Annotated in this window: 23 protein-coding genes; 13 read left to right on the top strand and 10 right to left on the bottom strand. The window is 69.5% G+C overall.

Annotated elements, in window-relative coordinates; translation table 11 throughout:
• The first annotated feature begins 80 nt into the window (after positions 1-80).
• The 4 genes from edd (at position 81) to GZH52_RS00310 (ending at position 6,064) form a co-directional block, all read left to right on the top strand.
• The gene (edd, locus tag GZH52_RS00325; RefSeq protein WP_163314566.1) at positions 81-1,910 is read left to right on the top strand and encodes a phosphogluconate dehydratase; all 1,830 of its coding nucleotides are present in this window, start codon (positions 81-83) and stop codon (positions 1,908-1,910) included.
• 19 nt (positions 1,911-1,929) lie between these two features.
• Positions 1,930-2,559 carry a bifunctional 4-hydroxy-2-oxoglutarate aldolase/2-dehydro-3-deoxy-phosphogluconate aldolase gene (gene eda, locus GZH52_RS00320; protein ID WP_163314565.1) on the top strand — a complete coding sequence of 210 codons (630 nt, stop codon included), beginning with the start codon at positions 1,930-1,932 and terminating at the stop codon, positions 2,557-2,559.
• A gap of 129 nt (positions 2,560-2,688) precedes the next feature.
• Positions 2,689-4,350 carry an AMP-binding protein gene (locus GZH52_RS00315; RefSeq protein WP_163314564.1) on the top strand — a complete coding sequence of 554 codons (1,662 nt, stop codon included), beginning with the start codon at positions 2,689-2,691 and terminating at the stop codon, positions 4,348-4,350.
• Between the two features lie 28 nt (positions 4,351-4,378).
• Positions 4,379-6,064 (top strand): AMP-binding protein, encoded by a 1,686-nt coding sequence (locus GZH52_RS00310; protein WP_163314563.1) that lies wholly within the window; start codon positions 4,379-4,381, stop codon positions 6,062-6,064.
• A gap of 5 nt (positions 6,065-6,069) precedes the next feature.
• Here GZH52_RS00310 and GZH52_RS00305 read toward each other — a convergent pair whose 3' ends face one another.
• A complete protein-coding gene (locus GZH52_RS00305; protein WP_163314562.1) occupies positions 6,070-6,660 on the bottom strand; it encodes a LysE family translocator in 591 nt (196 codons plus the stop codon).
• Positions 6,661-6,810: 150 nt separating this feature from the next.
• Here GZH52_RS00305 and GZH52_RS00300 point away from each other — a divergent pair, with 150 nt between their 5' ends.
• Positions 6,811-8,241 (top strand): aminotransferase-like domain-containing protein, encoded by a 1,431-nt coding sequence (locus GZH52_RS00300; RefSeq protein ID WP_163314561.1) that lies wholly within the window; start codon positions 6,811-6,813, stop codon positions 8,239-8,241.
• Here the strand turns inward: GZH52_RS00300 and thpR are convergent.
• The 3 genes from thpR to GZH52_RS00285 are packed head-to-tail and all read right to left on the bottom strand — an operon-like array spanning position 8,201 to position 10,957.
• Positions 8,201-8,758 (bottom strand): RNA 2',3'-cyclic phosphodiesterase, encoded by a 558-nt coding sequence (gene thpR, locus GZH52_RS00295; protein ID WP_163314560.1) that lies wholly within the window; start codon positions 8,756-8,758, stop codon positions 8,201-8,203. The two genes, GZH52_RS00300 and thpR, sit on opposite strands and share 41 nt — an antisense overlap.
• An 8-nt stretch (positions 8,759-8,766) precedes the next feature.
• Positions 8,767-9,903: a PilT/PilU family type 4a pilus ATPase gene (locus GZH52_RS00290; RefSeq protein WP_163314559.1), complete on the bottom strand. Its 1,137-nt coding sequence runs from the start codon at positions 9,901-9,903 to the stop codon at positions 8,767-8,769.
• Between the two features lie 16 nt (positions 9,904-9,919).
• Complete coding sequence (locus tag GZH52_RS00285; RefSeq protein WP_163314558.1) at positions 9,920-10,957, bottom strand: type IV pilus twitching motility protein PilT; 1,038 nt, start codon at positions 10,955-10,957, stop codon at positions 9,920-9,922.
• A 153-nt stretch (positions 10,958-11,110) separates the two neighbouring features.
• On the opposite strand from GZH52_RS00285, the gene GZH52_RS00280 reads away from it, so the two are divergent.
• From GZH52_RS00280 to aroG, 6 genes are all read left to right on the top strand, one after another.
• Positions 11,111-11,836, top strand: a complete 726-nt coding sequence (locus GZH52_RS00280) for a YggS family pyridoxal phosphate-dependent enzyme (RefSeq protein WP_163314557.1) — start codon at positions 11,111-11,113, stop codon at positions 11,834-11,836.
• Complete coding sequence (proC, locus tag GZH52_RS00275) at positions 11,833-12,639, top strand: pyrroline-5-carboxylate reductase (RefSeq protein ID WP_163314556.1); 807 nt, start codon at positions 11,833-11,835, stop codon at positions 12,637-12,639. The genes GZH52_RS00280 and proC overlap by 4 nt, the downstream gene beginning before the upstream one ends.
• Before the next feature lies 1 nt (position 12,640).
• Positions 12,641-13,222 carry a YggT family protein gene (locus GZH52_RS00270; RefSeq protein WP_163314555.1) on the top strand — a complete coding sequence of 194 codons (582 nt, stop codon included), beginning with the start codon at positions 12,641-12,643 and terminating at the stop codon, positions 13,220-13,222.
• Positions 13,223-13,275: 53 nt separating this feature from the next.
• Positions 13,276-13,581 (top strand): c-type cytochrome, encoded by a 306-nt coding sequence (locus GZH52_RS00265; protein WP_163314554.1) that lies wholly within the window; start codon positions 13,276-13,278, stop codon positions 13,579-13,581.
• Positions 13,582-13,739: 158 nt separating this feature from the next.
• Positions 13,740-14,150, top strand: a complete 411-nt coding sequence (dksA, locus tag GZH52_RS00260) for an RNA polymerase-binding protein DksA (RefSeq protein ID WP_163314553.1) — start codon at positions 13,740-13,742, stop codon at positions 14,148-14,150.
• Between the two features lie 244 nt (positions 14,151-14,394).
• Positions 14,395-15,465: a 3-deoxy-7-phosphoheptulonate synthase AroG gene (gene aroG, locus GZH52_RS00255; protein ID WP_163314552.1), complete on the top strand. Its 1,071-nt coding sequence runs from the start codon at positions 14,395-14,397 to the stop codon at positions 15,463-15,465.
• Between the two features lie 61 nt (positions 15,466-15,526).
• Here aroG and GZH52_RS00250 read toward each other — a convergent pair whose 3' ends face one another.
• The gene (locus GZH52_RS00250) at positions 15,527-16,729 is read right to left on the bottom strand and encodes a heme biosynthesis HemY N-terminal domain-containing protein (RefSeq protein WP_163314551.1); all 1,203 of its coding nucleotides are present in this window, start codon (positions 16,727-16,729) and stop codon (positions 15,527-15,529) included.
• On the bottom strand, positions 16,726-17,793 hold the full coding sequence (locus tag GZH52_RS00245) for a uroporphyrinogen-III C-methyltransferase (protein ID WP_239057956.1): 1,068 nt from the start codon (positions 17,791-17,793) through the stop codon (positions 16,726-16,728). Before GZH52_RS00245 ends, GZH52_RS00250 begins: the two co-directional genes overlap by 4 nt.
• An 11-nt stretch (positions 17,794-17,804) precedes the next feature.
• Here GZH52_RS00245 and GZH52_RS00240 point away from each other — a divergent pair, with 11 nt between their 5' ends.
• A complete protein-coding gene (locus tag GZH52_RS00240; RefSeq protein ID WP_163314550.1) occupies positions 17,805-18,014 on the top strand; it encodes a hypothetical protein in 210 nt (69 codons plus the stop codon).
• A gap of 88 nt (positions 18,015-18,102) precedes the next feature.
• On the opposite strand, the gene GZH52_RS00235 is transcribed toward GZH52_RS00240, so the two are convergent.
• Positions 18,103-18,825 carry an SDR family oxidoreductase gene (locus GZH52_RS00235; RefSeq protein ID WP_163314549.1) on the bottom strand — a complete coding sequence of 241 codons (723 nt, stop codon included), beginning with the start codon at positions 18,823-18,825 and terminating at the stop codon, positions 18,103-18,105.
• A gap of 112 nt (positions 18,826-18,937) precedes the next feature.
• On the opposite strand from GZH52_RS00235, the gene GZH52_RS00230 reads away from it, so the two are divergent.
• Positions 18,938-19,753: a LysR family transcriptional regulator gene (locus GZH52_RS00230; protein ID WP_163314548.1), complete on the top strand. Its 816-nt coding sequence runs from the start codon at positions 18,938-18,940 to the stop codon at positions 19,751-19,753.
• Positions 19,754-19,810: 57 nt separating this feature from the next.
• Here GZH52_RS00230 and GZH52_RS00225 read toward each other — a convergent pair whose 3' ends face one another.
• Genes GZH52_RS00225 through GZH52_RS00215 form a run of 3 tightly spaced genes read right to left on the bottom strand, consistent with a single transcriptional unit; the run spans position 19,811 to position 22,359 of the window.
• Positions 19,811-20,539, bottom strand: a complete 729-nt coding sequence (locus GZH52_RS00225; RefSeq protein WP_163314547.1) for a uroporphyrinogen-III synthase — start codon at positions 20,537-20,539, stop codon at positions 19,811-19,813.
• Positions 20,536-21,462 carry a hydroxymethylbilane synthase gene (hemC, locus tag GZH52_RS00220; protein ID WP_163314546.1) on the bottom strand — a complete coding sequence of 309 codons (927 nt, stop codon included), beginning with the start codon at positions 21,460-21,462 and terminating at the stop codon, positions 20,536-20,538. The genes GZH52_RS00225 and hemC overlap by 4 nt, the downstream gene beginning before the upstream one ends.
• 60 nt (positions 21,463-21,522) lie before the next feature.
• Positions 21,523-22,359, bottom strand: coding sequence for an AEC family transporter (locus GZH52_RS00215; RefSeq protein WP_163314545.1), 837 nt, complete (start codon positions 22,357-22,359; stop codon positions 21,523-21,525).
• Positions 22,360-22,453 lie beyond the last annotated feature (94 nt).

Here is a 22,453-nt window from a genome sequence, read left to right as displayed (position 1 = left end):
GGATACGCGAGCGGACACTACCCTTGCTGGAAAGCGCCGCCGCATCTAGCATGACCGGGTATCCCGCACGTCTACCGACCATGCCCCTGCACCCTGTCGTCAGCGCCGTCACCGCGCGCATCACCGAACGCAGCGCACCGACGCGCGCGCGCTACCTCGAACAGGTCCGCGCGGCGGCCGCCCGCGGCCGCGTCGCGCGCGCCGAACTCGCCTGCACCAACCTCGCGCACGGCTTTGCCGCCAGCGAGCCATCGTCCAAGCTGCGCCTGAAGCTGTTGGAAGCGCCCAACCTCGCGATCGTCTCGGCGTACAACGACATGCTGTCCGCCCACCAGCCGCTCGCCGGCTACCCGCGCTGGATCAAGGAAGCCGCGCAGGCCGCAGGCGCCAGCGCGCAGTTCGCCGGCGGCGTGCCGGCGATGTGCGACGGCGTGACCCAGGGCCGGCCCGGCATGGAGCTGTCGCTGTTCTCGCGCGACGTGATCGCGCAGGCGAGCGCCGTCGCGCTGTCGCACGCGATGTTCGACGCCGCGCTCTACCTGGGCGTGTGCGACAAGATCGTGCCGGGCCTGTTGATGGGCGCGCTCGCCTTCGGCCACCTGCCCGCGGTGTTCGTGCCGGCCGGGCCGATGCCGTCGGGCCTCTCCAACGACGAGAAGGCCGAGGTGCGCAAGCTCTACGCACAGGGCCTGGTCGGCCGCGACGTGCTGCTCGAATCCGAGGCGCAGAGCTACCACGCGCCGGGCACCTGTACCTTCTACGGCACCGCCAACTCCAACCAGCTGATGATGGAGGCGATGGGCCTGCACCTGCCCGGCGCCGCCTTCGTGCCGCCGGGCACGCCGCTGCGCGAGGCGCTAACCCGCGAGGCGGCGCGCGTGGCGGTCGAGATCTCGGCGCAGGGGCCGCGCTTCACGCCGGTCGGCGAACTCGTCGACGAGCGCGCGATCGTCAACGCGGTGGTCGTGCTGCTCGCCAGCGGCGGCTCGACCAACCACACGCTGCACCTGCCGGCGATCGCCCGCATGGCCGGCATCGCGCTGGACTGGGACGACTTCGCCGAGCTGTCGGCCGTCGTCCCCTCGCTGATGCGCGTCTACCCGAACGGCAAGGCCGACGTGAACCACTTCCACGCCGCCGGCGGCTGCGGCTTCCTGCTGCGTGAACTGATGGACGCCGGCCTGCTCCACCCCGACGTCGCGACCGTGTTCGGCCATGGCCTCGCGCGCCAGTGCCGCTCGCCCGCGCTCGACGCCGACGGCCGCCTTGCCTGGCACGACGCGATCGCCGACAGTGCCGACAGCGCGGTGTTGCGCGGTTCGGCTGCGCCGTTCACCCCCGACGGCGGCCTCAGGGTCGTCACCGGCAAGCTCGGCCGCGCGGTGGTCAAGGTGTCGGCGGTGCCGCCCGAGCGGCGCCGCGTTACCGCGCCGGCGCGGGTGTTCGACTCGCAGGACGCGCTGCTCGCGGCGTTCAGGGACGGCACGCTGGATGGCAACATGGTCGCCGTGGTGCGCGGACAGGGGCCACGCGCCAACGGCATGCCCGAGCTGCACCAGCTGACGCCGACCCTGTCGGTGCTGCAGGACCGGGGCCACGCGGTCGCGCTGGTCAGCGACGGACGGATGTCGGGCGCGTCGGGCAAGGTACTCGCCGCCATCCACGTCTGCCCTGAGGCCGCCGACGGCGGCGCGCTCTCGCGGGTACGCGACGGCGACCTGATTACCGTCGACGCCGACGCCGGCGTGCTCGACGTCGACGTCGCGCCCGACGAATGGGCGGCGCGTGCGCCGGCGCCGGTTGCACCGAGCGACTTTGGCTGCGGCCGCGAGCTGTTCGCCGGCGCAAGACAGAACGCCGGGCGCGCCGATACGGGCGCGCTGTCCTTCCCGCACCCGCTTTGGAATTAAGACTGTTGGAGCTTTGCTAATGGACGAACTGACCCTGCTCAGACAAGGCCCGGTAGTGCCGGTGATCGAACTGGACGACGCCGCGCTGGCGGTTGACCTTGCGCACGCGCTGATGGCCGGCGGCGTGCGCGTGCTCGAGGTGACGCTGCGCACCAAGGCCGCGCTGGCGGCGATCCGCCTGATCCGCGAACAGGTCGCCGGCGTGATCGTCGGCGCGGGCACGCTGCGCAACCGCGCGCAGGTCGAGGCGGCCGCCGACGCCGGCGCGATGTTCGGCGTCAGCCCCGGGCTGACCTCCGAGATCGCCGCCGCCGTGCGCGCCACCGAACTGCCGTTCATCCCCGGCATCGCCACGCCGTCGGAGGCGATGCACGCGCAGGACGAAGGCTTCCTGATCCAGAAGCTGTTCCCGGCCGAGGCGGTCGGCGGCACCCGCCTGTTGCGCGCGCTGGCGGGCCCCTTGCCGGCGCTGCGCTTCTGCCCGACCGGCGGCATCAACGCCGGCAACGCGCCGGACTACCTCTCGCTGCCCAACGTGCTGGCGGTCGGCGGTTCATGGCTGACCCCGCGCGACGCGATCGCCGCGCGCGACTGGGACCGCATCACGCAACTGGCCAACGCGACACGGGCACTGGCGATCTTCAAATAGCGGCAAGGTGTTGTAGCCCCGTCACACGGAAGCTAATACGGCTAATAGTGCTTTACTTGTTATTTGTTGTGCATAGAATCTTCGGCAGAGCCCTGCAGGGCCGGAAAAAAACACGAGGAGCACAACAAGATGACGAGCAGTGCGCACGAGACGGCCCCCGCGGCCGAGATCGACCGTTTCCCTTCGCTCGGCGCGATGTTCGCCGACAGCGTCCGCCTCTACCCGCAGCGCGACGCCTTCTGCAATATGGGCACCGCGCTCAGCTACCGCGAACTCGACCGCCTGTCCGCGGCGTTTGCCGCCTACCTGACCGGCACCTTGCAACTCAGCCGCGGCGACCGCGTCGCGCTGATGATGCCCAACCTGCTGCAGTACCCGGTCGCACTGTACGGCGTGCTGCGCGCGGGTCTCGTCGTCGTCAACGTCAACCCGCTGTATACCGCGCGCGAACTTGAGCACCAGCTGAAGGACTCGGGTGCGCGCGCCATCGTCATCGTCGAGAATTTCGCGGCGACGCTCGACGAGGTGCGTGCGCGCACCCCGCTCGAGCATGTGGTCGTCACCGCGGTCGGCGACCTGCTGGGCACGCTCAAGGGTGCGCTGGTCAACCTGGTGCTGCGCCACGTGAAAAAGATGGTGCCGCCGTGGTCGCTACCCGGCGCCGTGCGCTTCAACGACGCGCTCGCCAAGGGTTTTGCCAGGCGCTGGCAGGACCCGGCGGTGCGCCCTGGCGAGATCGCCTTCCTGCAATACACCGGCGGCACCACCGGCCTGTCCAAGGGTGCGGTACTCACTCACGGCAACGTGCTCGCCAATATCGAACAGACCCTCGCGCTGGTGCGACCGGTATTCGGCGAAAACGACCAGGTGGTGATGGCGACGCCCTTGCCGCTCTACCATATCCTCGCGCTGACCATCAATTGCCTGCTGGTCAACCGCGCCGGCGGCACCTCGGTGCTGATGAGCAACCCGCGCGACCTGCCGGCGGTGATCAAGGACCTCGGCCGCTACCCGATCACTTGCATGACCGGCGTCAACACGCTGTTCAACGCACTGGCCGACCACCCCGACTTCATCCGCCTCGACTTCTCGCGCTGGCGGCTGACCGTCGGCGGCGGCGCGGCGATCCAGCAGGCGGTCGCCGAGAAGTGGCGCAAGGTCACCGGCTTGCCGCTGATCGAAGGCTACGGGCTGACTGAAACTTCGCCGCTGGTCAGCGCGAGCCCGGTCACGCTGGATTGCTACACCGGCACCATCGGCCTGCCGGTCGCCGCGACCGAGATCTCGCTGCGCGACGACGCCGGCCGCATCGTCGCCGACGGCGAGCCGGGCGAATTGTGCGTGCGTGGCCCGCAGGTGATGCAGGGCTACTGGCAGCGCCCTGACGAGACGGCCAAGGTGTTCCACGCCGACGGTTTCCTCGCCACCGGCGACATCGCGCTGCGCACAGCGGAGGGCTTCTACAAGCTGGTCGACCGCAAGAAGGACATGATCATCGTCTCCGGCTTCAACGTGTACCCGAACGAGATCGAGGACGTGATCGCGCTGCACCCCGGCGTGGTCGAATCCGCCTGCGTCGGCGTGCCCGACGCGCGCACCGGCGAAGCGGTCAAGGTGTTCGTCGTGCGCCGCGACCCGAAACTCGACGAGGCCGCGCTGCTCGCGCACTGCCGCGACCGCCTGACCGCGTACAAGGTGCCGCGCCAGGTCGAGTTCCGCGACGCGCTGCCCAAGTCCAACGTCGGCAAGATCCTGCGCCGAGACCTCAGAAACGAAGCGCGCGCGGCCTGATCCGCCTAGCCGCCAGGGAGAACAGATCATGCAAGAGACCCAGCACAACAGCCGCGCCCGCGCCCTGCGCCCGCTCGAACACGCCTCGCTCGGCGCGATGATGACCGACGCCGCCCGCCGCCATCCCGAGCGCGCCGCCTTCGTCAACATGGGCGTCAAGCTCAGCTACCGCGAGCTCGACCGCCAGTCCGCAGCGTTCGCCGCCTACCTGACCGGCGCGCTGCGCATGAAGAAGGGCGACCGCATCGCGCTGATGATGCCCAACCTGCTGCAATACCCGGTCGCACTGTACGGCGCGCTGCGCGCGGGGCTGATCGTCGTCAACATCAACCCGCTCTACACGCCGCGCGAGCTCGAACACCAGTTGCAGGACTCCGGCGCGTCGACCATCGTCATCCTCGAGAACTTCGTCGGCGTGCTGCAGGAAGTGCTCGGCAACGTCCCGGTGCAGAACGTGCTGGTCACCTCGGTCGGCGACCTGTTGGGGCTGGTCAAGGGCACGCTGGTCAACGCGGTGCTGCGCCACTTCAAGAAGCTGGTGCCGCCGTGGTGGCTGCCCGGCTCGATCACGCTGAAGGCCGCGCTGAAGGAAGGCGGCGCGCTGCCGTGGCGCGACCCGGCGCTGCGCCTGGAAGACATCGCGCTGCTGCAGTACACCGGCGGCACCACCGGCCTGTCCAAGGGCGCGGTGCTCACCCACGGCAACGTGCTGTCCAACCTCGAGCAGACCCATATGACCATCGAGCCGGTGCTCGAGGACATCGACCCGGTGGTGATGGCCTCGCCGCTGCCGCTCTACCACATCCTCGCGCTGACGATGAGCTGCCTGCTGATCACCCGCATGGGCGGCACCGCGCTCTTGATCACCAACCCGCGCGACCTGCCCACGCTGATCAAGGACCTCGCGCGCACCCCGGTCAACTGCATGATCGGCGTCAACACGCTGTTCAACGCGCTGGCCAACAACCCCGACTTCGCCAAACTCGACTTCTCGCGCTGGCGGCTGACCGTCGGCGGCGGCACCGCGATCCTGCAGGCGGTCGCCGAAAAGTGGCTGCAGGTGACCGGGCTGCCGCTGATCGAAGGCTACGGGCTGACCGAGACCTCGCCGCTGGTCTGCGTGAACCCGATCGACAGCCGCGCGTATACCGGCACCATCGGCCTGCCGGTGCCGGGCACCGAAGTCGAACTGCGCGGGGCGGACGGCCTGCCTGTCGCCGACGGCGAGCCGGGCGAACTGTGCGTGCGCGGCCCGCAGGTGATGAAGTGCTACTGGAAACGCCCGCAGGAGACGGCCCGCGTCGTGCAGGCCGACGGTTTCCTCGCCACCGGCGACATCGCGTACCGCACGCCGGAGGGCTACTTCAAGCTGGTCGACCGCAAGAAGGACATGATCATCGTCTCCGGCTTCAACGTGTTCCCCAGCGAGATCGAGGACGTGGTCGCACTGCACCCGGACGTGATCGAGGTCGCCTGCGTCGGCGTCCCCGACCCGCGCACCGGCGAAGCGGTCAAGCTGTTCGTGGTCCGCCGCGACGGCGCGCTCGACGCCGACGCGCTGCTCGCTTACTGCCGCGGGAGACTCACCGCGTACAAGGTGCCGCGCGAGATCGAGTTCCGCGAGGACCTGCCGCGCTCGAACGTCGGCAAGATCCTGCGCCGCGAGCTGCGCGGCGAAACCCAGGTCCAGGAAGACGACGCGGTCGCCGCCTGAGCCGTTCAGCCGGCCGCATCGGCGAGCAACCACAACGCGGTGAGGGCGAGCAGCAACGCCATCGCCGCGTTGAATAAACGCAACCAGCGCGCGTCCTGCAGGGCCGTGCGCAAGCGGTCGCCGAACAGCGCCCACACCGCGATGCACGGCAGGTTGACCGCAGCGGCCAGCAGCGCCATCGCCAGCGTCCCCGCCCCGTCGCCCGGCGCGAACACCAGCGCCGCGTTGACCGTCATCAGCCAGGCCTTCGGGTTCACCCACTGGAACAGCACGGCGCCGACAAAACCCAGCGGCCGACCGGCCTCGCGCGCGCCCGGCGCCGCCGAACGCCACAACTGCCACGACAGCCACATCAGATAAGCGCAGCCGGCGAAGGCCAGCGGCAACCGCCACTGCTCAAGCCCGCGCGTCAGCCACGCCCAGCCGGCGACGGTCAGCACCAGCTGCAGCGCGCAGCCCGCGCTGATGCCGAGCATGTGCGGCAGCGTGCGCCGGAAACCGTGGTTCACACCCGAGGTCGCCAGCATCAGGTTGTTGGGGCCGGGGGTGACCGACATCACCCCCATATAGGTGGCAAAGGCCAGCGCGTCGAACATGCACGTCTCCTGATCGATGAAAGTCAGGCCTCCATGCTAGGACGGACACCAGGACAGTGACAGATGCAGGAATATTGATTTGCACGGGTGACAGATGCGATATTCTGCCAACTGTCACCCTCCATCCGCCCCGCGACTGCACCCCTTGCCATGACCTCCCTGCCCCGCTACCAGCAACTGGCCGCCCAGCTGGCCGCCGCCATCGAAGGTGGCGCCCTCGGCGCCGGCAGCCGCCTGCCGTCGGTGCGCGCCTGTGCCAGCCGCCACGCGCTGAGCCTCAATACGGTGACCGCCGCCTACCGCCTGCTCGAGGACCAGGGGCTGGTCGAAGCGCGGCCGCAATCCGGCTATTACGTGAGAAGCGCGCTGGCTGCCCCGCCCGGGCCGCTGAACACCCGCCCCGTCGAGCGGGACGTGCCGCCGGCCTCGCAGCAGACGCTGGTCGACGGCGTCCTCGCCGCGCAAGGACGAGACGACCACCTCGACCTCGCGCTGGCCTGCCCGCACGGCGCGCCGTTCTACCCAGTCGAGCGGCTGGCGCGGCTGACCGGTACGCTGCTGCGCAAAACGCCCGGCCTGATCGGCCGCTACGCGCTGCCGCCGGGCTCGCCGCGGCTGCGCGCGCAGATCGCCCGCCGCGCGCTTGACCTGGGCATGCGGCTGTCGCCGGACGACATCGTACTCACCCACGGCACCATGGAAGCGCTGCAGCTCGCGCTCAGGGCAGTCACCCGGCCGGGCGACACCGTCGGCGTCGAGTCGCCGACCTACTTCAACCTCTACCCGCTGCTGGAGAGCCTGGGGCTGAAGGTGCTCGAGCTGCCGACCGACCCGCAGCAGGGGCTGTCGCTCGACGCGCTGGAGATGCTGCTCTCGGAGGGGCGCCTCGCGGCGCTGGTGGCGATGCCGACCGTGCACAACCCGCTGGGCTGCACCATGCCGCTGATGGCCAAGCAGCGGCTGGCGCGGCTGGTCAACCAGTACCGGGTGCCGCTGATCGAGGACGCGCTGTACGCCGAGCTACAGTTCGCCGACGTGCCCTCGCCGGCGGTCAAGGCCTTCGACGAGGCAGGCTGGGTAATGGTGTGCGCGAGCTACAGCAAGACGCTGGCGCCGGACTACCGGATCGGCTACCTAGAGGCGGGGCGCTTCGGCGACGCGGTGCGCCAGCTGAAATTCGCCAGCAGCATCGCCGAGCCGATGTTGCTGGGCGAGGTGGTCGGGGAGTTTCTGGAGAATGGCGGCTACGACCGCCACCTGCGCGCGCTGCGCAGGCTGTACGCGCAACAGCTGGACACCGTGCGCGGGCTGGTTGCCCGCCACTTCCCGGCGGGCACCACGGCGACGCGGCCGACCGGCGGCTTCCTGCTCTGGCTGCAGCTGCCGCCTTCGGTCGACACCGCGCGGCTCGCCGAAGCCGCGCTCGCCGAGCGCATCGTGGTGATGCCGGGCACGCTCTATTCGGCCGGCAGCCGCTACCGGCACTGCCTCAGGCTGTCCTGCTGCCGCGTGCTCGACGAGCGCTTTGTCGCTTCGCTGGTCAGGCTGGGGGCGTTGGCGCAGGCAGCGGCCAGCGCCTGAGTTCCTGGTAGATCGGCCCAGAACGGGTCAGCCGCGACACCACCAGCGACAGGTGGTCGACGGCGAACAGCGCTGGCGCGTCCGGATGCGGCACGCCGGCCTCGCCCGCTTGCGCCTTGCGCAGCAGGGTCAGGTGGGGCTTGAACGCGCGCGCCTCGTGCGGCAGGCCGGCGTCGGCGAGCGCGCCGTTGAGCGCGCGCGCCAGACGCGCGAGCCGGCCCGGCACCCGTGCCGGCAGCGCGCAGCCGATGCCGTTCGGCCAGACCGCGAGCCGGGCGAGCCTGAGCCGGCAAGCCTCGGCCTCGGCCGCGACCCGCTCGCCGACCGCGTACACGTCGCAGAGGCGCGCCGGGTCGACCTCGCCGACGAAGGCCAGCGTCAGGTGCAGCTGGCGCGGCGGCACCTGCCGGCCGTGGCAGGCGTCGTGCAGGCGCTCGACCTGCTGGTCGAGCCAGTGCCGGCAGGCGTCGTCGGGCCACGCGGCGAAGAACAGGCGGTAGGGGGGAACGGCTGACATGCGCCGGATTATACGATATCGAGGTGGTCGATCCCCGACAGCGGGTCGTGCTGCTTGCCGCCCTCGCCGTACAGCTTGATCTTCAGCCTGAGGTCGTTGACTGAGTCGGCGTTCTTCAGCGCCTCCTCGTAGCTGATCTTGCCGGCCTCGTACAGGTCGAACAGCGCCTGGTCGAAGGTCTGCATGCCCTGCTCGCGCGAGCGCGCCATCACCTCCTTGATACCCGCCACCTCGCCCTTGAACACCATGTCCGAGATCAGCGGCGTGTTGAGCAGGATCTCGACCGCCGCGACGCGGCCCTGGCCGGACGCGTGCGGGATCAGCCGCTGCGAGACGATGGCCTTCATGTTCAGCGACAAGTCCATCAGCACCTGCTGGTGGCGCTCCTCGGGGAAGAAGTTGAGGATGCGGTCGAGCGCCTGGTTGGCGTTGTTGGCGTGCAGGGTGGCCAGACACAGGTGGCCGGTCTCGGCGAACTGCAGGCCGTAGCCCATGGTGTCGCGGTCGCGGATCTCGCCCATCAGGATCACGTCCGGCGCCTGGCGCAGGGTGTTCTTCAGCGCGACGTCCCAGCTCTCGGTGTCGGTGCCGACCTCGCGCTGGGTGACGATGGACTTCTTGTGCGGGTGCACGTACTCGACCGGGTCCTCGATGGTGATGATGTGGTCGGCCGCGTGCGTGTTGCGCCAGTCGACCAGCGCCGCCAGCGAGGTCGACTTGCCCGAGCCGGTCCCGCCGACGAAGATCACCAGCCCGCGCTTGATCATCGAGATGTCGGCGAGCACCGGCGGCAGGTCGAGCTTCTGGAACGACGGGATCTCGGTGTTGATCTTGCGCAGCACCATGCCGGCCTGGCCTTGCTGGATGAAGGCGCTGACGCGGAAGCGGCCGACGCCCGGCGGGCTGATCGCGAAGTTGGCCTCGTTGCTAGACTCGAACTCCTCGGTCTGCCGGTCGTTCATCACCGCGCGCACCAGCTCGCGGGTGTGCTGCGCGGTCAGCGGCTGCGGCGACACCGGCGTGATCTTGCCGTCGACCTTCATCGCCGGCGGGAAGTCGGCGCTGATGAAGATGTCCGACGCGTTGCGCGCGATCGCGTGCGCGAGCAGTTCGTTGATGAACTTGGACGCCTGGTCTTTTTGCATCGTCAGTCTCCCGGTCTCAGAACAGGTCTTTCTGCGCCGCCTTGGCGCGCGCCTCGGCGCTGGTCACCAGCCCGCGGCGCACCAGCTCCTGCAGGCACTGGTCCAGCGTCTGCATGCCGTGCTGCTGGCCGGTCTGGATCATCGAATTGATCTGCGCGATCTTGTTCTCGCGGATCAGGTTGCGGATCGCCGGCGTGCCCAGCATGATCTCGTGCGCGGCGACGCGGCCGTTGCCCTCGCGCGTCTTCAGCAGCGTCTGCGAGATCACCGCGCGGACCGACTCGGACAGCATCGAGCGCACCATTTCCTTCTCGCCGGCCGGGAACACGTCGACGATACGGTCGATGGTCTTGGCCGCCGAGCTGGTATGCAGCGTGCCGAACACCAGGTGGCCGGTCTCCGCCGCGGTCAGCGCGAGGCGGATCGTCTCCAGGTCGCGCATCTCGCCGACCAGCACCACGTCCGGGTCCTCGCGCAGCGCGCTCTTGAGCGCGTTGGCGAAGCTGTGCGTCTGCAGGCCGAGTTCGCGCTGGTTGACCAGGCTCTTCTTGCTCTCGTGGACGAATTCGATCGGGTCCTCGACGGTGAGGATGTGCGAGTAGTGGTTGTCGTTGACGTAGTCGACCATCGCCGCCAGCGTGGTCGACTTGCCCGAGCCGGTCGGCCCGGTCACCAGCACCAGGCCCCGCGGGAACTCGGCGATGTCGCGGAAGATCTTCGGCGCGTTCAATTCCTCGAGCGTCAGCACCTTGGACGGGATCACCCGGAACACCGCGGCGATGCCGCGGTGCTGCAGGAAGGCGTTGACACGGAAACGCGCGACGCCCGGCAGCTCGAACGAGAAGTCGCACTCGTAGTTCTCCTCGAACGCCTTGCGCTGGTAATCGTTCATGATGTCGTACACCATGTCGTGCACGTCGGCGTGCGCCATCGGCGGCAGGTTGATCCTACGCACGTCGCCGTGCACGCGGATCATCGGCGACAGGCCGGCGGACAGGTGAAGGTCGGACGCCTTGTTCTTCACCGTGAATGCCAGAAGCTCGGATATTTGCATTTATAATCCCCTAAGTTTTGCCGCCCGCATGGCGCCCCCGCGCCGGACTCGGAACGATTGTAAGGGTTGCCACCGGCGTTGGATACGCCGGCGCCCCGCACCGACGCCCGCGTGCGACCAAAGATGCCACGCCCCAACCCGAGGACCCGCCACATGCCACAGACCATCGCCGACGCCATCGCCCAGGTTCGCGCACGGATCGACAGCGCCTGCCGCGAGGCCGGCCGGCCGGAAGGTGCGGTCATGCTGCTCGCGGTCAGCAAGACCCAGCCGGCGGATGCCGTCGCCGCGGCCACCGACGCCGGATTGCGCGCGTTCGGCGAGAACTACGTGCAGGAGATGGCCGACAAGGCGCGCGCGCTCGCTGGCCGCGGCCTCGAATGGCACTTCATCGGCCCGCTGCAATCGAACAAGACGCGGCCGGTCGCCGAGAACGCCGACTGGGTGCACTCGGTCGAACGGCTGAAGATCGCCGAGCGCCTGTCGGCGCAGCGGCCGGCCGGACGGCCGCCGCTCAACGTGCTGGTGCAGGTCAACGTCTCGGGCGAGGCAAGCAAGAGCGGCTGCGCGCCGCAAGACGCGCTCGAACTCGCGCGTGCGGTCGCCCGCCTGCCCGGCCTGTGCCTGCGCGGGCTGATGTGCATCCCCGAGCCGAGCGACGACGCGGCGGTGCTCGCCGCGCGCTTCGGCACGCTCACGCGCCTGCAGGCCGCCTTGCAGGCGGAAGGATACGCCGTCGACACGCTGTCGATGGGCATGTCGGCCGACCTCGAAGCCGCGGTCGCCGCCGGCAGTACCATGGTAAGGATAGGTACCGCCGTCTTCGGCGCGCGCGCCTACCCGCAAACTGAAGCCCCCCAGGAAGGAAGCACCCCATGAACATCACCTTTATCGGCGGCGGCAATATGGCCGCGGCCATCGTCGCCGGCCTCGCCCGCGAGGGCGGCCACCGCATCCTCGTCGTCGAGCCGGACGCCGCCAAGGGCGCGCAACTGGCCGCCGATTACGGCGTGACCGCGCTGGAAAGCGCCCCGGCAGCGTTCGGCCGGGACGAAGTGGTCGTGCTGGCGGTCAAGCCGCAGGTGCTGCGCGAGGTCTGCACCCATCTGGCAGGCAAGCTGGACGGCGCGCTGGTGGTGTCGATCGCCGCCGGCATCCGTGCCGACGCGCTATCGCGCTGGCTGTCCGGCCACGCCCGCATCGTGCGCGTGATGCCGAACACGCCGGCGATGGTCGGCAAGGGCATGTCCGGCCTGTTCGCCGCGCCGGGCGTCGACGAGGCGGACCGCGCTGCGGCCGAGACGGTGATGCGCGCGGTCGGCGAGACGCTGTGGCTCGATGACGAAACCGGCATCGACGACATCACCTGCATCAGCGGCAGCGGCCCGGCCTACGTGTTCTACTTCATGGAGAGCATGATGGAAGCGGCCACCGACGCCGGTTTCGACGAGGCCGAGGCGCGCCGCCTGGTGCTCGCCACCTTCGACGGCGCGGTCGAACTGGCCCGCAACAGCCTGCTGCCGGTGGCCACGCTGCGCCAGAACGTGATGTCCAAGGGCGGCACCACCGAGCGTGCGATCGCGCGCTTCGACGCCGAGGGCGTGAAGGCTGCGATCAAGGCCGGCGCCGAGGACTGCCGGCTGCGCTCGATCGAGATGGGCAACGAACTGGGGCAGGACTGACATGCTGGTGCAGACGCTACAGTTCCTGATCCGCACCATTTCCGACCTGTTCGTGCTGGTGCTGCTGCTGCGCTTTTACCTGCAGGTGGCGCGCATCCCGTTCCGCCACCCGCTCGCGCAGTTCGTGATGGCCTGTACCAACTGGCTGGTGCTGCCGGCCCGCCGCGTGTTGCCCAGCGTGCGCGGCTACGACAGCGCGACGCTGGCTTGCGCATGGCTGACCAGCCTGCTGGCCATCGTCGCCATCCTGCTGCTGGGGCCGATGCCGTACAGCTTCGCGTCGCCGCACAACTGGCTGATGCTGACGCTGCTCGCCGTGCTCGCGCTGTTCTCGCAGTCGCTCTATCTATTGATGGGTGCGGTGCTGGTGCAAGCGATCATGAGCTGGGTCAACCCGTACAACGGGCTCGCGCCCATCCTGTCGGCGCTCACCCGCCCCTTCCTCGCGCCGTTCGCCCGCGCGCGCGTCGGCGGCGTCGACCTGTCGCCGCTGGTGCTGCTGCTCATCGTGCAGGTGATCCTGATGCTGCCGGTGCGCCTGCTGGAGGGCACCTTCCTCTCCCAGCTGCAACTGGCGCTGTGAGCGGGAACATTGCACAATCGGCCGACCGGCCCAAATCAGGACAAAGGCATTAAATGAAAAACCCCCTGTTGCTCAGCCTGCTGCTGGCCACGGCCAGCAGTCCGGCCTTGGCGAGCGTCGCGCTCGCGCAGAAATACACCTGCACCGCCTGCCACGCGACCGACCGCAAGGTGGTCGGCCCGTCCTACCAGGACGTCGCCCGCCGCTACGCGGCCGACAAGGGCGCCGAGGCCAAGCTGGCCGCCCGCATCAAGTCCGGCGGTGCCGGCAACTGGGGCCCGGTACCGATGCCGCCGAATCCGGCGATCCCGGACGCCGACCTCAAGGCGCTCGCCAAGTGGATTCTCGGGCAGAAATAAGCGGCGCGGCGGAATCTTGCCCGCTTCCGCCTTGCTGGCTATAACTTCGGGCAGGATTTGCACCGGCGGCAGGCAGGCTCGCCAAAGAGTTGCCTTTTGACCATGCCGTCGGTAATCTTCCACGCCTATCGCCCACACTCAGCTGGAAGAACCCCAATATGGCCAAACTGACCGAACAGGATATCCTCAACTGGAACGGCGACGACTACATGAACGCCGACCAGCTCGAGTTCTTCAAGGAGTTGCTGCTGCAAATGCAGCAGGAGTTGGTCAACAACGCCAACGCGACCGCCAGCCACCTGCAGGAGCAGGAGTCGACGCCGGACCCGGCCGACCGCGCGACGCTGGAAGAAGAGTACGCGCTGGAGCTGCGCACCCGCGACCGCGAGCGCAAGCTGCTGCAGAAGATCCAGGCTTCGCTGCGCCAGATCGACGACGGTTCCTACGGCTACTGCGAGGATACCGGCGAGCCGATCGGCCTCAAGCGCCTGATGGCGCGGCCGACCGCGACGCTGTCGGTCGAAGCGCAGGAGCGCCGCGAACGCATGAAGCGCCAGTACGCAGACTGAGCCGCGCTTGCGCATCCGGCAAAGGGCACCCCGCGGGGTGCCCTTTGCTTTGGCGGTGCGCCGCGACACGCAGCCACCGATCAATACGTACGCCGCGCAACTTAATGCCAATTTGAAATCTTAATGCCCAGCATGCGGCATTTATATTGCGCAACATCTTCATGACGTTGGCGAACGGGGCTTGGCGCACGGCGTCATAGCGGGTATTGTCTGTGCAAAGGAACGCAAACCAGAGAGCCCGCCCATGCAAAGACAGACCGACGACGTCCGGATCCGCCAGATCAAGGAACTGCTGCCCCCGATCGCCCATATGTACGAGCTGCCGTTGAACGAGCCGGCGTCGGAGGTGGTGTACAACACCCGCCGCGACATCGCCGCCGCGCTGCACGGCGAGGACGACCGCCTGCTGGTGGTGGTCGGCCCCTGCTCGATCCACGACATCGGCGCGGCCAAGGAATACGCCAGCCGCCTGATGAAGCTGCGCGAACAGTACGCCGATTCGCTGATCGTCGTGATGCGCGTCTACTTCGAGAAGCCGCGCACCACGGTCGGCTGGAAGGGCCTGATCAACGACCCGCACCTCGACGAGTCGTACGACATCAACGCCGGCCTGCGCATCGCGCGCCGCCTGCTGCTCGACCTCAACAACATGGGGATGCCGGCGGCGACCGAATTCCTCGACATGATCACCCCCCAGTACGTCGCCGACCTGATCAGCTGGGGCGCGATCGGCGCGCGCACCACCGAGAGCCAGGTACACCGCGAGCTCGCGTCCGGCCTGTCCTGCCCGGTCGGCTTCAAGAACGGCACCGACGGCAACCTGAAGATCGCGATCGACGCGATCCGCTCCGCCAGCGTGCCGCACCACTTCCTGTCGGTGACCAAGGCCGGCCACTCGGCGATCGTCGAGACCGGCGGCAATCCTGACTGCCACGTGATCCTGCGCGGCGGCAAGGAACCGAACTACGACGCAGCGCACGTGCGTGCCGCCGCCGCCGAACTCGCCACGGTCGGCCTCGCGCCGCGTCTGATGGTCGACTTCAGCCACGCCAACAGCCGCAAGGACTACCGCCGCCAGATGGAAGTCGGCCAGGATGTCTGCACCCAGCTCGCCGGCGGCGAAGAGCATGTCTACGGCGTGATGGTCGAAAGCCACCTGGTCGAAGGCCGCCAGGACCTGAAGCCCGGCTGCACGCTTGCCTACGGCCAGAGCATCACCGACGCCTGCATCGGCTGGAACGACACCGAGCAGCTGCTCGCGATGCTCTCCGAAGCGGTGCTCGCCCGCCGCGCGCGCCGAAAGCAGGCTAACTGAGCGCACCGCGCACGAAAAAGCCCACCCGGACGTCGGGTGGGCTTTTTTACGCCGGGACGGCTCAGGATTCGGCGGCCAGCGCCATTTGCAGCGCCTGCTGACGGTAGCGCTCGGCGGCCTCCGGCTTGTCGAGCGACTCGAGCAGCGCGGCCAGCGCGGCTGTCGCCTGCAACGACGGCTCCACCGACAGGCTCGCCTCGTAGTAGCTCTGCGCCTTGCCCCACAACTGCTGGGTCTGCGCGAGGCTGCCCAGCGCGAACAGCAGGGCCGCGTCGCGCGGGCGCCCGCGCAGCCAGGCTTCGGCGTCGCGCAACAGGCCTTTGCGCCGCTCGTCGGAGAGCACGGGCGCGAGTCTCGCCAGCGCCTGCACCAGCGTAGCGTCTTCGCAGTCGGGGATCCGTTCGGCGAGCAGGCTGGCGGCGCGGTCGGCCTCGCCCAGCGCGGACAGCCGCTCGGCGACTTCGAGCAGGAGCTCGTCGTTGCCGCGCTCGACCTGCGGCACCTTGCCCCACCAGCGCAGCAGCGATTCGCCGTCGGCCAGCGCGGCCAGTTGCTGGCGGTATGCGGCGACCCGGTAGCGGCGCGCCTGCGCCGCGTCCAGCGCGTCGGCCTTGAGCAGCTTCTCGGTCAGTTGCAGCACCGCCTCCGGCTGGCCCAGCTGCAGACGGATCTTCAGTTCGAGGCGCAAGGCGGAGGTCAGGTTGGGCGACAGCGAACGCGCGCGCTCGACGGCAGACAGCGCGGCAAGGGTGTCGCGGTCTTCGTAGCGCAGCTCGGCTTCCAGCATGTGGCGCGCCAGTTGCAGGCGTTCCGGCAACTCGCCGAGGCGCTCGAGGCAGGCGTCACGCCGGGCCTTGTCCTGCGTCTGCGCGGCGGAACGCGCCGAGATCAACAGCGCGAGCGCACGGTTCTCGACGGCGAATTCGTCCTCCATCGCGCGCGCGGCTTCACGCTCGGCCTTCTGGTAGCGCCCCTCGAAGAAGGCCAGCGCCGCCTCGCGCAGCGCGTGGCGCGACGCCTTCAGCTTCTTCTGGCGCTGGAACTGGCGCACTTCCTCGGGCAGGCGAACCGCCAAAGACAGCAGGCGCAACAGCGCGTGCGCGACGACGATCAGCACGATCACCGAGATGATCATCAGGTTGAACGACACCTCCAGCCGGTAGGGCGGGAAGAACAGGATGGCGTAGCCGTTGTTGACGGTCGCGGCGAGGCCGAGCAGCACGGCCAGCGCGAACAGGCCGACGATCCACAGGACGAATTTCACGGTTTCACCTCCGTCGGCCCCTGCAGGTCATGCACGGCCTTCAGGCTGCCGGTCAGCTCGGGCAGTTCGACGTCGAGCGGCACGTCCTTGAGGGTGGCGAGCGTGGCCAGCCACTGGCGGGTTGCCGGCGCGTCGCGGTCGAAGTAACGCGCGACATAGCTCTCGGCGGCGGCGATGTCGGTGGAGAAGGTCGAGCCCTGGCGCGCCATCAGCGCGATGCGCGCGTCTAGGAGGCGCATCTTCAGGTTCTCGCGCAGGAAGAACGCCTGCTCGGGCGACAGCAGCAGCGCCTCGGGCTTGTCCATACGGCGGATGTTGACCAGCTCGCCGATGCTGTGCGTGAAGTCGGACAGCGCCCGCTCCCACCACGGCGCAGTATTCGGCAGCGCGGCGCGCTGCGCGACCTTGGCCGGACCCAGCTTGTGGTGGTCGACCGCCAGCGGCAGCGCGTCGACGGCCAGCATCAACTGGTCGAGCTTGAGGGTGACGCCGACGCTGTCGACGTAGGGCAGCGCCTTGAGCGTGGCGAGGTCCTTGCTGACCGCGCGCTTGAGTGCAATCAGCTGCGGGTTGTCGAAGCGGGCCAGCCGTGCCTCGACCATTTCCAGCGCCGACACCGCGGCGCCGACGTTGCCGGCCAGCAACAGCTGTTGGCTGGCAATGGTCAGCGAATGCTCGACCTCGGCCTGCAACCAGTCGCTGCGGTTATTGGTCAGCGACTGGTACATGCCCTCGAGCGTCGCGTACTGGCCGGCGGACTCGTTGACGCGCGCCTCGATCTGGACGAGGCGGGTCTCGGTGTCGCGCAGTGCCTTGGCAGTCGCCTCGGCCTGCACCTTGAGCGCGCGCTCGCCGACGCCGCTACTGGCGAGCGCGCGGGCGAGTTCGAGCCGGGTCTCGGCCAGCTGGGTCTGGGTCTGGTAGAACTGCCAGCCGGAAACCCCCAGCGCGGCCAGCGCGAGCAGCAGCGCGATGTTGAGCGGGCTATGGCGCTGCGCGGCAGGTGCCGGCGGGGCACTCTGGCCGGCGGAAGGGGTGGGGTCGGTCATCGGAGTGTCGCTCATGCTACGGGCCCATGCTGAAGTTCGACATCGCGGCGCAGGCGTCCGCGCGGTTATGTCATTGTAACTTCAAGGCCGCGCCAGCGGCCAGCACGGGCACGACCGCCGGGCGCTCAGCCTTGCGCGCGCAACACCTTGACCAGTGCCGAGACCTCCTGTGCGCCGTCACCGGCGGCGACCCCATGGCCCCGAGGCCGATGACCGAAACTTCATTCATTGCCTGACTCCTGCGCCCTTGGGCGCTGCAAAAAAAACGGGCGGAACGCTCCGCCCGGGTAGCAAGGGGCAGCTTGCCTGCCCACATGCCCTGCCTTACGGTTCCTGCCGCGTCGCCGCCAGCACGATCTCGCGGATGCACAGGTGCTGCGGCTGCTCGTACGCGTAGCGCACCGCCTCGGCGATGTCGCCCGCCGAGATCACGCCGCCCATCTGTTCCTTCCACGCGTCGTAGCCCTGCTTGATCGACTCGTCGGTGGTGTGGCTCAACAGTTCGGTCTCGGCGGCGCCCGGCGCGATGGTGATCACGCGCACGTCCTGCATCGCCACCTCCTCGCGCAGGTTCTCCGAGATCGCGTGCACGGCGAACTTGGTCCCGCAGTACGCGGCGTGGTTGGGGAAGGTCTTGCGCCCGGCGATCGAGCTGATGTTGACGATGGTGCCGTGGCGGCGCGCGAGCATGCCCGGCAGCACCGTGTGGATGCCGTTGAGCACGCCCAGCACGTTGACGTCGAGCATGCGCTCCCACTCGGACGGATCCTGCCCGGCGAGCTTGCCCAGCAGCATCTGCCCGGCGTTGTTGACCAGCAGGTCGGCCGGGCCGAACAGCGCCTCGGCCTCAAGCAGCGCGCCGGCGAGTGCGGCGCGGTCGGTCACGTCGACACGGCGGCACAGCGTATTGGGCAGGCCGAGCGCCTCGAGGCGTTCGAGACGGCGCGCCAGCAGCAGCAGCGGGTAGCCGCGCGACGAGAACAGGCGGGCACAGGCCTCGCCGAAACCGGAGCTGGCACCGGTGATCACGACCAGAGGTTTATCCATCATTGTCTCCTGAAATAGAAATCCGGGATGGCAAGCGCCACGCGCTGCACTATAGTCAGCGCTTGCCTCGGCGAAAAATCGTTTGTTTCGCTGTCTGCCATCGGATTTTTCTATGGATATTCGCGCCCTGCGCGCCTTCGTCGCCGTGTTCGACGCGCGCAACATCACCCAGGCCGCGCAGCTGCTGCACCTGACGCAGCCGACGCTGTCGGCGTCGCTGCGCGCGCTGGAGGAAGAGCTGGGGGTCAGCCTGTTCGTCCGCCAGCCGCGCGGCGTCGCGCCGACCGACGCCGCCGGCCGCCTCTACCCGCAGGCCAAACGGCTGATCGCCGACGCCGACGCACTCGCCCGCCGCTTCCGCGAGGACGACGCTTGCCTCGCGCTGACGCTCGGCGTCGAGGCCGACCTCGACCCGCGCCGGGTCGGTGCGCTCGCCCGCGTCGCGGCGGCCGACCCCGCGTTGCTGCTGACGCTGGCCGACGGCTGCATCGGCGACGCGCGCGTCGGCTGCGAGAACCTGCGCTGCGAGGACGAGCTGTTCGAAGTGCTGTGGGAAGAGGAATTCGTGCTGGCGCTGCCGCCGGGCCACCGGCTGTCCGGCCGCGTGCTCACGGCCGCTGCGCTTGCCGGTGAGGAGTGGGTGATGTGCCCGTCACACGCGTCGCAGCAGAAGCTGCTCGCGCACCTGGGTGCCTACGCGCCGGCGCACCCGCAGCGCGCGGGCTCGCTTGCGCTCGCCGCCGCGATGGCCGGCGCCGGCGTCGGCGTCGCATGGCTGCCCGAGGGGCTGTTGCCGGCCGGCTGCGGCAGCGCGCTCTTTGACGCGCCGCCGCTGACGCGCCGCGTTGGCCTGTGTTTCGCGCCGGACGCGCTGGCACAGCCGGCGCTCGCCGCGCTGCTGGCGAGGCTGTCGGCCCTGCGCGCCTGAAGCACGCCTGGCGTGCGGGGCAACCCGTATCGCCGGCGCGTGGCGCTTGCCGCACAATCAAACGCGGGACAAGGCGTCGACCAGCGCCGCGTCGTCGGCACGGGTCGCGACACTCACCCTGTGTGCGCCGAGCGCGTAGAGGCACTCGGCGACACGCGGGTGCAGCGCGACGAAACGCTGGCGGGTAAGCCAGTCACGGCGCGCCGGCGGCGCCGACGCGAACAGCGCGGTCGCGATCTCGCTGGCGGTCACCACCAGCGCAGAAACGGCCTGGTCGGGGCCGAGCGCCGCCCAGCCCGGGTCGACCGGCACGCGCCGGTACAGCGCGGCAAACGCCACTTGGGCGCCGCGCGCGGCCAGCGTGTCGGCCATCAGCGCGCGGCCGGTGTCGCCGCGCACGATCAGCACGCGCTCTCCAGCCAGCGCCTGCAACTCGGGTAGCGCGAGCAGCGCCTCGCTGTCGCTGCCGGTAGCCGGGTGCAGCACTGGCCGGCCGGCAAGCGTTGCCAGCCGCGCGGCGCTGCCGCGGCCGACGCAGGCGAGCCTGAGTGTCGCGGGCAGTGTCAGGTCGGGGACGGAAAACAGGATGTCGACGGCACCCGGGCTGACCGGGATCAGCCAGTCGGCATCGGCAAGCTGCCCGGGCAGGCGCGCGAGCGCCGCCGGGTCGGGGGCCAGTGCCAGCGGCGCGAACGGCCGCGGCGTGTAGCCGGCGGCCGCCACCCGAGCCGCCAGCGCCGCGCACTGCGCGGCCGGACGGGTCAACAGGACGAGCGGGCCGCTCATGCCCCGGCGAGGACGGCGTCGACCAGTTGCTGCGCGCCGTCGTCGACCAGCCGCTTGGCGACTGCGCGGCCGAGTGCGTCGGCGTAGTCGCGCGGCGCGCTGGCGGTCGCGGTCAGCATCACCGAGCCGTCGGGGTGGGCGACGAAGCCGCCGAGTGTAAGCACACCGTCGCTGAGCGTCGCGAAGCCGCCCAGCGGCACCTGGCAGCTGCCGCCCAGTTGGCGGGACAGCGCGCGCTCGGCGGTCACGCAGTCGCGGGTGTCGGGGTGGTTGAGCGGTGCAAGCAGTTCGGCGAGGTCGGCGCGGTCGGCACGGATCTCGATGCCCAGCGCGCCCTGCCCCGGCGAGGGCAGGCTCTCCGACGGCGCAAGCTCGGTGCGGATGCGCTCGGCGAGCCCCAGCCGCTTGAGGCCGGAGGCGGCGAGGATGATCGCGTCGAATTCGCCGGCGTCAAGCTTGCCCAAACGGGTCTGCACGTTGCCGCGCAGCGGCTTCACGACCAAGTGCGGGTAGCGCGCGCGGATCTGCGATTCGCGCCTGAGGCTGGCGGTGCCGACCACGGCGCCGACGGGCAGCTCGGCGAGGCTTGCGTAGCGGTTGGAGACGAAGGCGTCGCGCGGGTCTTCGCGTTCGCAGATGGCGGCGAGCGCGAAGCCTTCGGGCAGCTGCATCGGCACGTCCTTCATCGAATGGACGGCCAGGTCGGCGCGGCCCTCGAGCATCGCCACCTCGAGTTCCTTGACGAACAGGCCCTTGCCGCCGATCTTCGACAGCGTGACGTCGAGGATCTGGTCGCCGCGGGTGGTCATGCCGAGGATCTCGACCACAAGCTCCGGGTGAAGCGCCTCTAGCCTGGCCTTGATATGCTCGGCCTGCCACATGGCCAGCCGGCTCTCGCGGCTGGCGATCACGATCTTTTTCATCGCCGTTCCTGAAGGTATGGATTCGGCGATGATTCTAGCATGGCAGGGGCCGGCCCCTGCCTACAGCAGGGTCGCGATCACCAGCGGCAGGGTCAGCATCGCCGACAGCGTGGAGACGGTGACCAACAGCGCGGCGAGCGGGCCGTCGCCGCCCATGCGCACGGCGAGGATGTAGGTCGACGTCGCGGTCGGCAGCGCGGCCATCACGATCAGCGCGCTACGGTAGACGCCGCCGATGCCAAACCACGCGGCCAGCGCGTACGCCAGCAGCGGCAGCAAGGCGAGCTTGACCGCCGTCCAGTAGACGACCGGCGCCAGATGGCGGCGCGCGCCGGCAAAGCGCAAGCCGGCGCCGATCGCGATCAGCCCCAGCGGCAGCGCGGCGTCGGCGAGCAGGCGCGCCGCGTCGAATAGCGGGTCGGGCACGGCGACGCCCGCCAGGTTGACCGCGAGCCCGGCCGCGATGCCCCAGATCAGCGGGTTACGCGCCAGTTCCGCCAGCAGCCGGCCCTCGCCTGCGCGGGCGAGCTGCCAGACCGCCATCAGGTTGACCAGCGGGATCAGCGCGCCGAACAACAGCGCGATGGTCGCGATGCCGGCGTCGCCGGCGAGCGTGCTGATCACCGCGAAGCCGACGTAGGAATTGAAGCGGTACGCCGCCTGCTGGCCGGCGGCAAACGCCGGCGGCGGCAGGGCAAACAGCCGGCCAGCCGGCATCGCCAGCACGAAGCCGGCGACGGTGAACAGCACGCCGGCGGCCAGCATCGGCACGCTGGAGGCGACGTCGAGCTCGGCGCGCGCGAGCGCGCAGAACAGCAGCGGCGGAAACAGCACGAAGTAAACGAATTTTTCCAGTTCGGGCCAGAAAGCACCGCCGACCACTTGGGCGCGGCGCAACAGGAACCCGGACACAATCAGGGCAAAATCGGGTAACAGGACATGGGCAGCATTCATCCATATATCATGTCCCGACCCCGCAAGCCGACTCAAG

The sequence above is a fragment of the Crenobacter caeni genome (genome assembly GCF_010435965.1).
Taxonomy (GTDB): domain Bacteria; phylum Pseudomonadota; class Gammaproteobacteria; order Burkholderiales; family Chromobacteriaceae; genus Craterilacuibacter; species Craterilacuibacter caeni.
This window is presented reverse-complemented; position numbering and strand designations above follow the sequence as displayed.

Coding starts and splice junctions, on each gene's coding strand:
- edd (WP_163314566.1), top strand. CDS start 81: ATGCCCCTGCACCCTGTCGTCAGCGCCGTCACCGCGCGCATCACCGAA.
- eda (WP_163314565.1), top strand. CDS start 1,930: ATGGACGAACTGACCCTGCTCAGACAAGGCCCGGTAGTGCCGGTGATC.
- GZH52_RS00315 (WP_163314564.1), top strand. CDS start 2,689: ATGACGAGCAGTGCGCACGAGACGGCCCCCGCGGCCGAGATCGACCGT.
- GZH52_RS00310 (WP_163314563.1), top strand. CDS start 4,379: ATGCAAGAGACCCAGCACAACAGCCGCGCCCGCGCCCTGCGCCCGCTC.
- GZH52_RS00305 (WP_163314562.1), bottom strand. CDS start 6,660: ATGTTCGACGCGCTGGCCTTTGCCACCTATATGGGGGTGATGTCGGTC.
- GZH52_RS00300 (WP_163314561.1), top strand. CDS start 6,811: ATGACCTCCCTGCCCCGCTACCAGCAACTGGCCGCCCAGCTGGCCGCC.
- thpR (WP_163314560.1), bottom strand. CDS start 8,758: ATGTCAGCCGTTCCCCCCTACCGCCTGTTCTTCGCCGCGTGGCCCGAC.
- GZH52_RS00290 (WP_163314559.1), bottom strand. CDS start 9,903: ATGCAAAAAGACCAGGCGTCCAAGTTCATCAACGAACTGCTCGCGCAC.
- GZH52_RS00285 (WP_163314558.1), bottom strand. CDS start 10,957: ATGCAAATATCCGAGCTTCTGGCATTCACGGTGAAGAACAAGGCGTCC.
- GZH52_RS00280 (WP_163314557.1), top strand. CDS start 11,111: ATGCCACAGACCATCGCCGACGCCATCGCCCAGGTTCGCGCACGGATC.
- proC (WP_163314556.1), top strand. CDS start 11,833: ATGAACATCACCTTTATCGGCGGCGGCAATATGGCCGCGGCCATCGTC.
- GZH52_RS00270 (WP_163314555.1), top strand. CDS start 12,641: ATGCTGGTGCAGACGCTACAGTTCCTGATCCGCACCATTTCCGACCTG.
- GZH52_RS00265 (WP_163314554.1), top strand. CDS start 13,276: ATGAAAAACCCCCTGTTGCTCAGCCTGCTGCTGGCCACGGCCAGCAGT.
- dksA (WP_163314553.1), top strand. CDS start 13,740: ATGGCCAAACTGACCGAACAGGATATCCTCAACTGGAACGGCGACGAC.
- aroG (WP_163314552.1), top strand. CDS start 14,395: ATGCAAAGACAGACCGACGACGTCCGGATCCGCCAGATCAAGGAACTG.
- GZH52_RS00245 (WP_239057956.1), bottom strand. CDS start 17,793: ATGAGCGACACTCCGATGACCGACCCCACCCCTTCCGCCGGCCAGAGT.
- GZH52_RS00240 (WP_163314550.1), top strand. CDS start 17,805: ATGCTGAAGTTCGACATCGCGGCGCAGGCGTCCGCGCGGTTATGTCAT.
- GZH52_RS00235 (WP_163314549.1), bottom strand. CDS start 18,825: ATGGATAAACCTCTGGTCGTGATCACCGGTGCCAGCTCCGGTTTCGGC.
- GZH52_RS00230 (WP_163314548.1), top strand. CDS start 18,938: ATGGATATTCGCGCCCTGCGCGCCTTCGTCGCCGTGTTCGACGCGCGC.
- GZH52_RS00225 (WP_163314547.1), bottom strand. CDS start 20,539: ATGAGCGGCCCGCTCGTCCTGTTGACCCGTCCGGCCGCGCAGTGCGCG.
- hemC (WP_163314546.1), bottom strand. CDS start 21,462: ATGAAAAAGATCGTGATCGCCAGCCGCGAGAGCCGGCTGGCCATGTGG.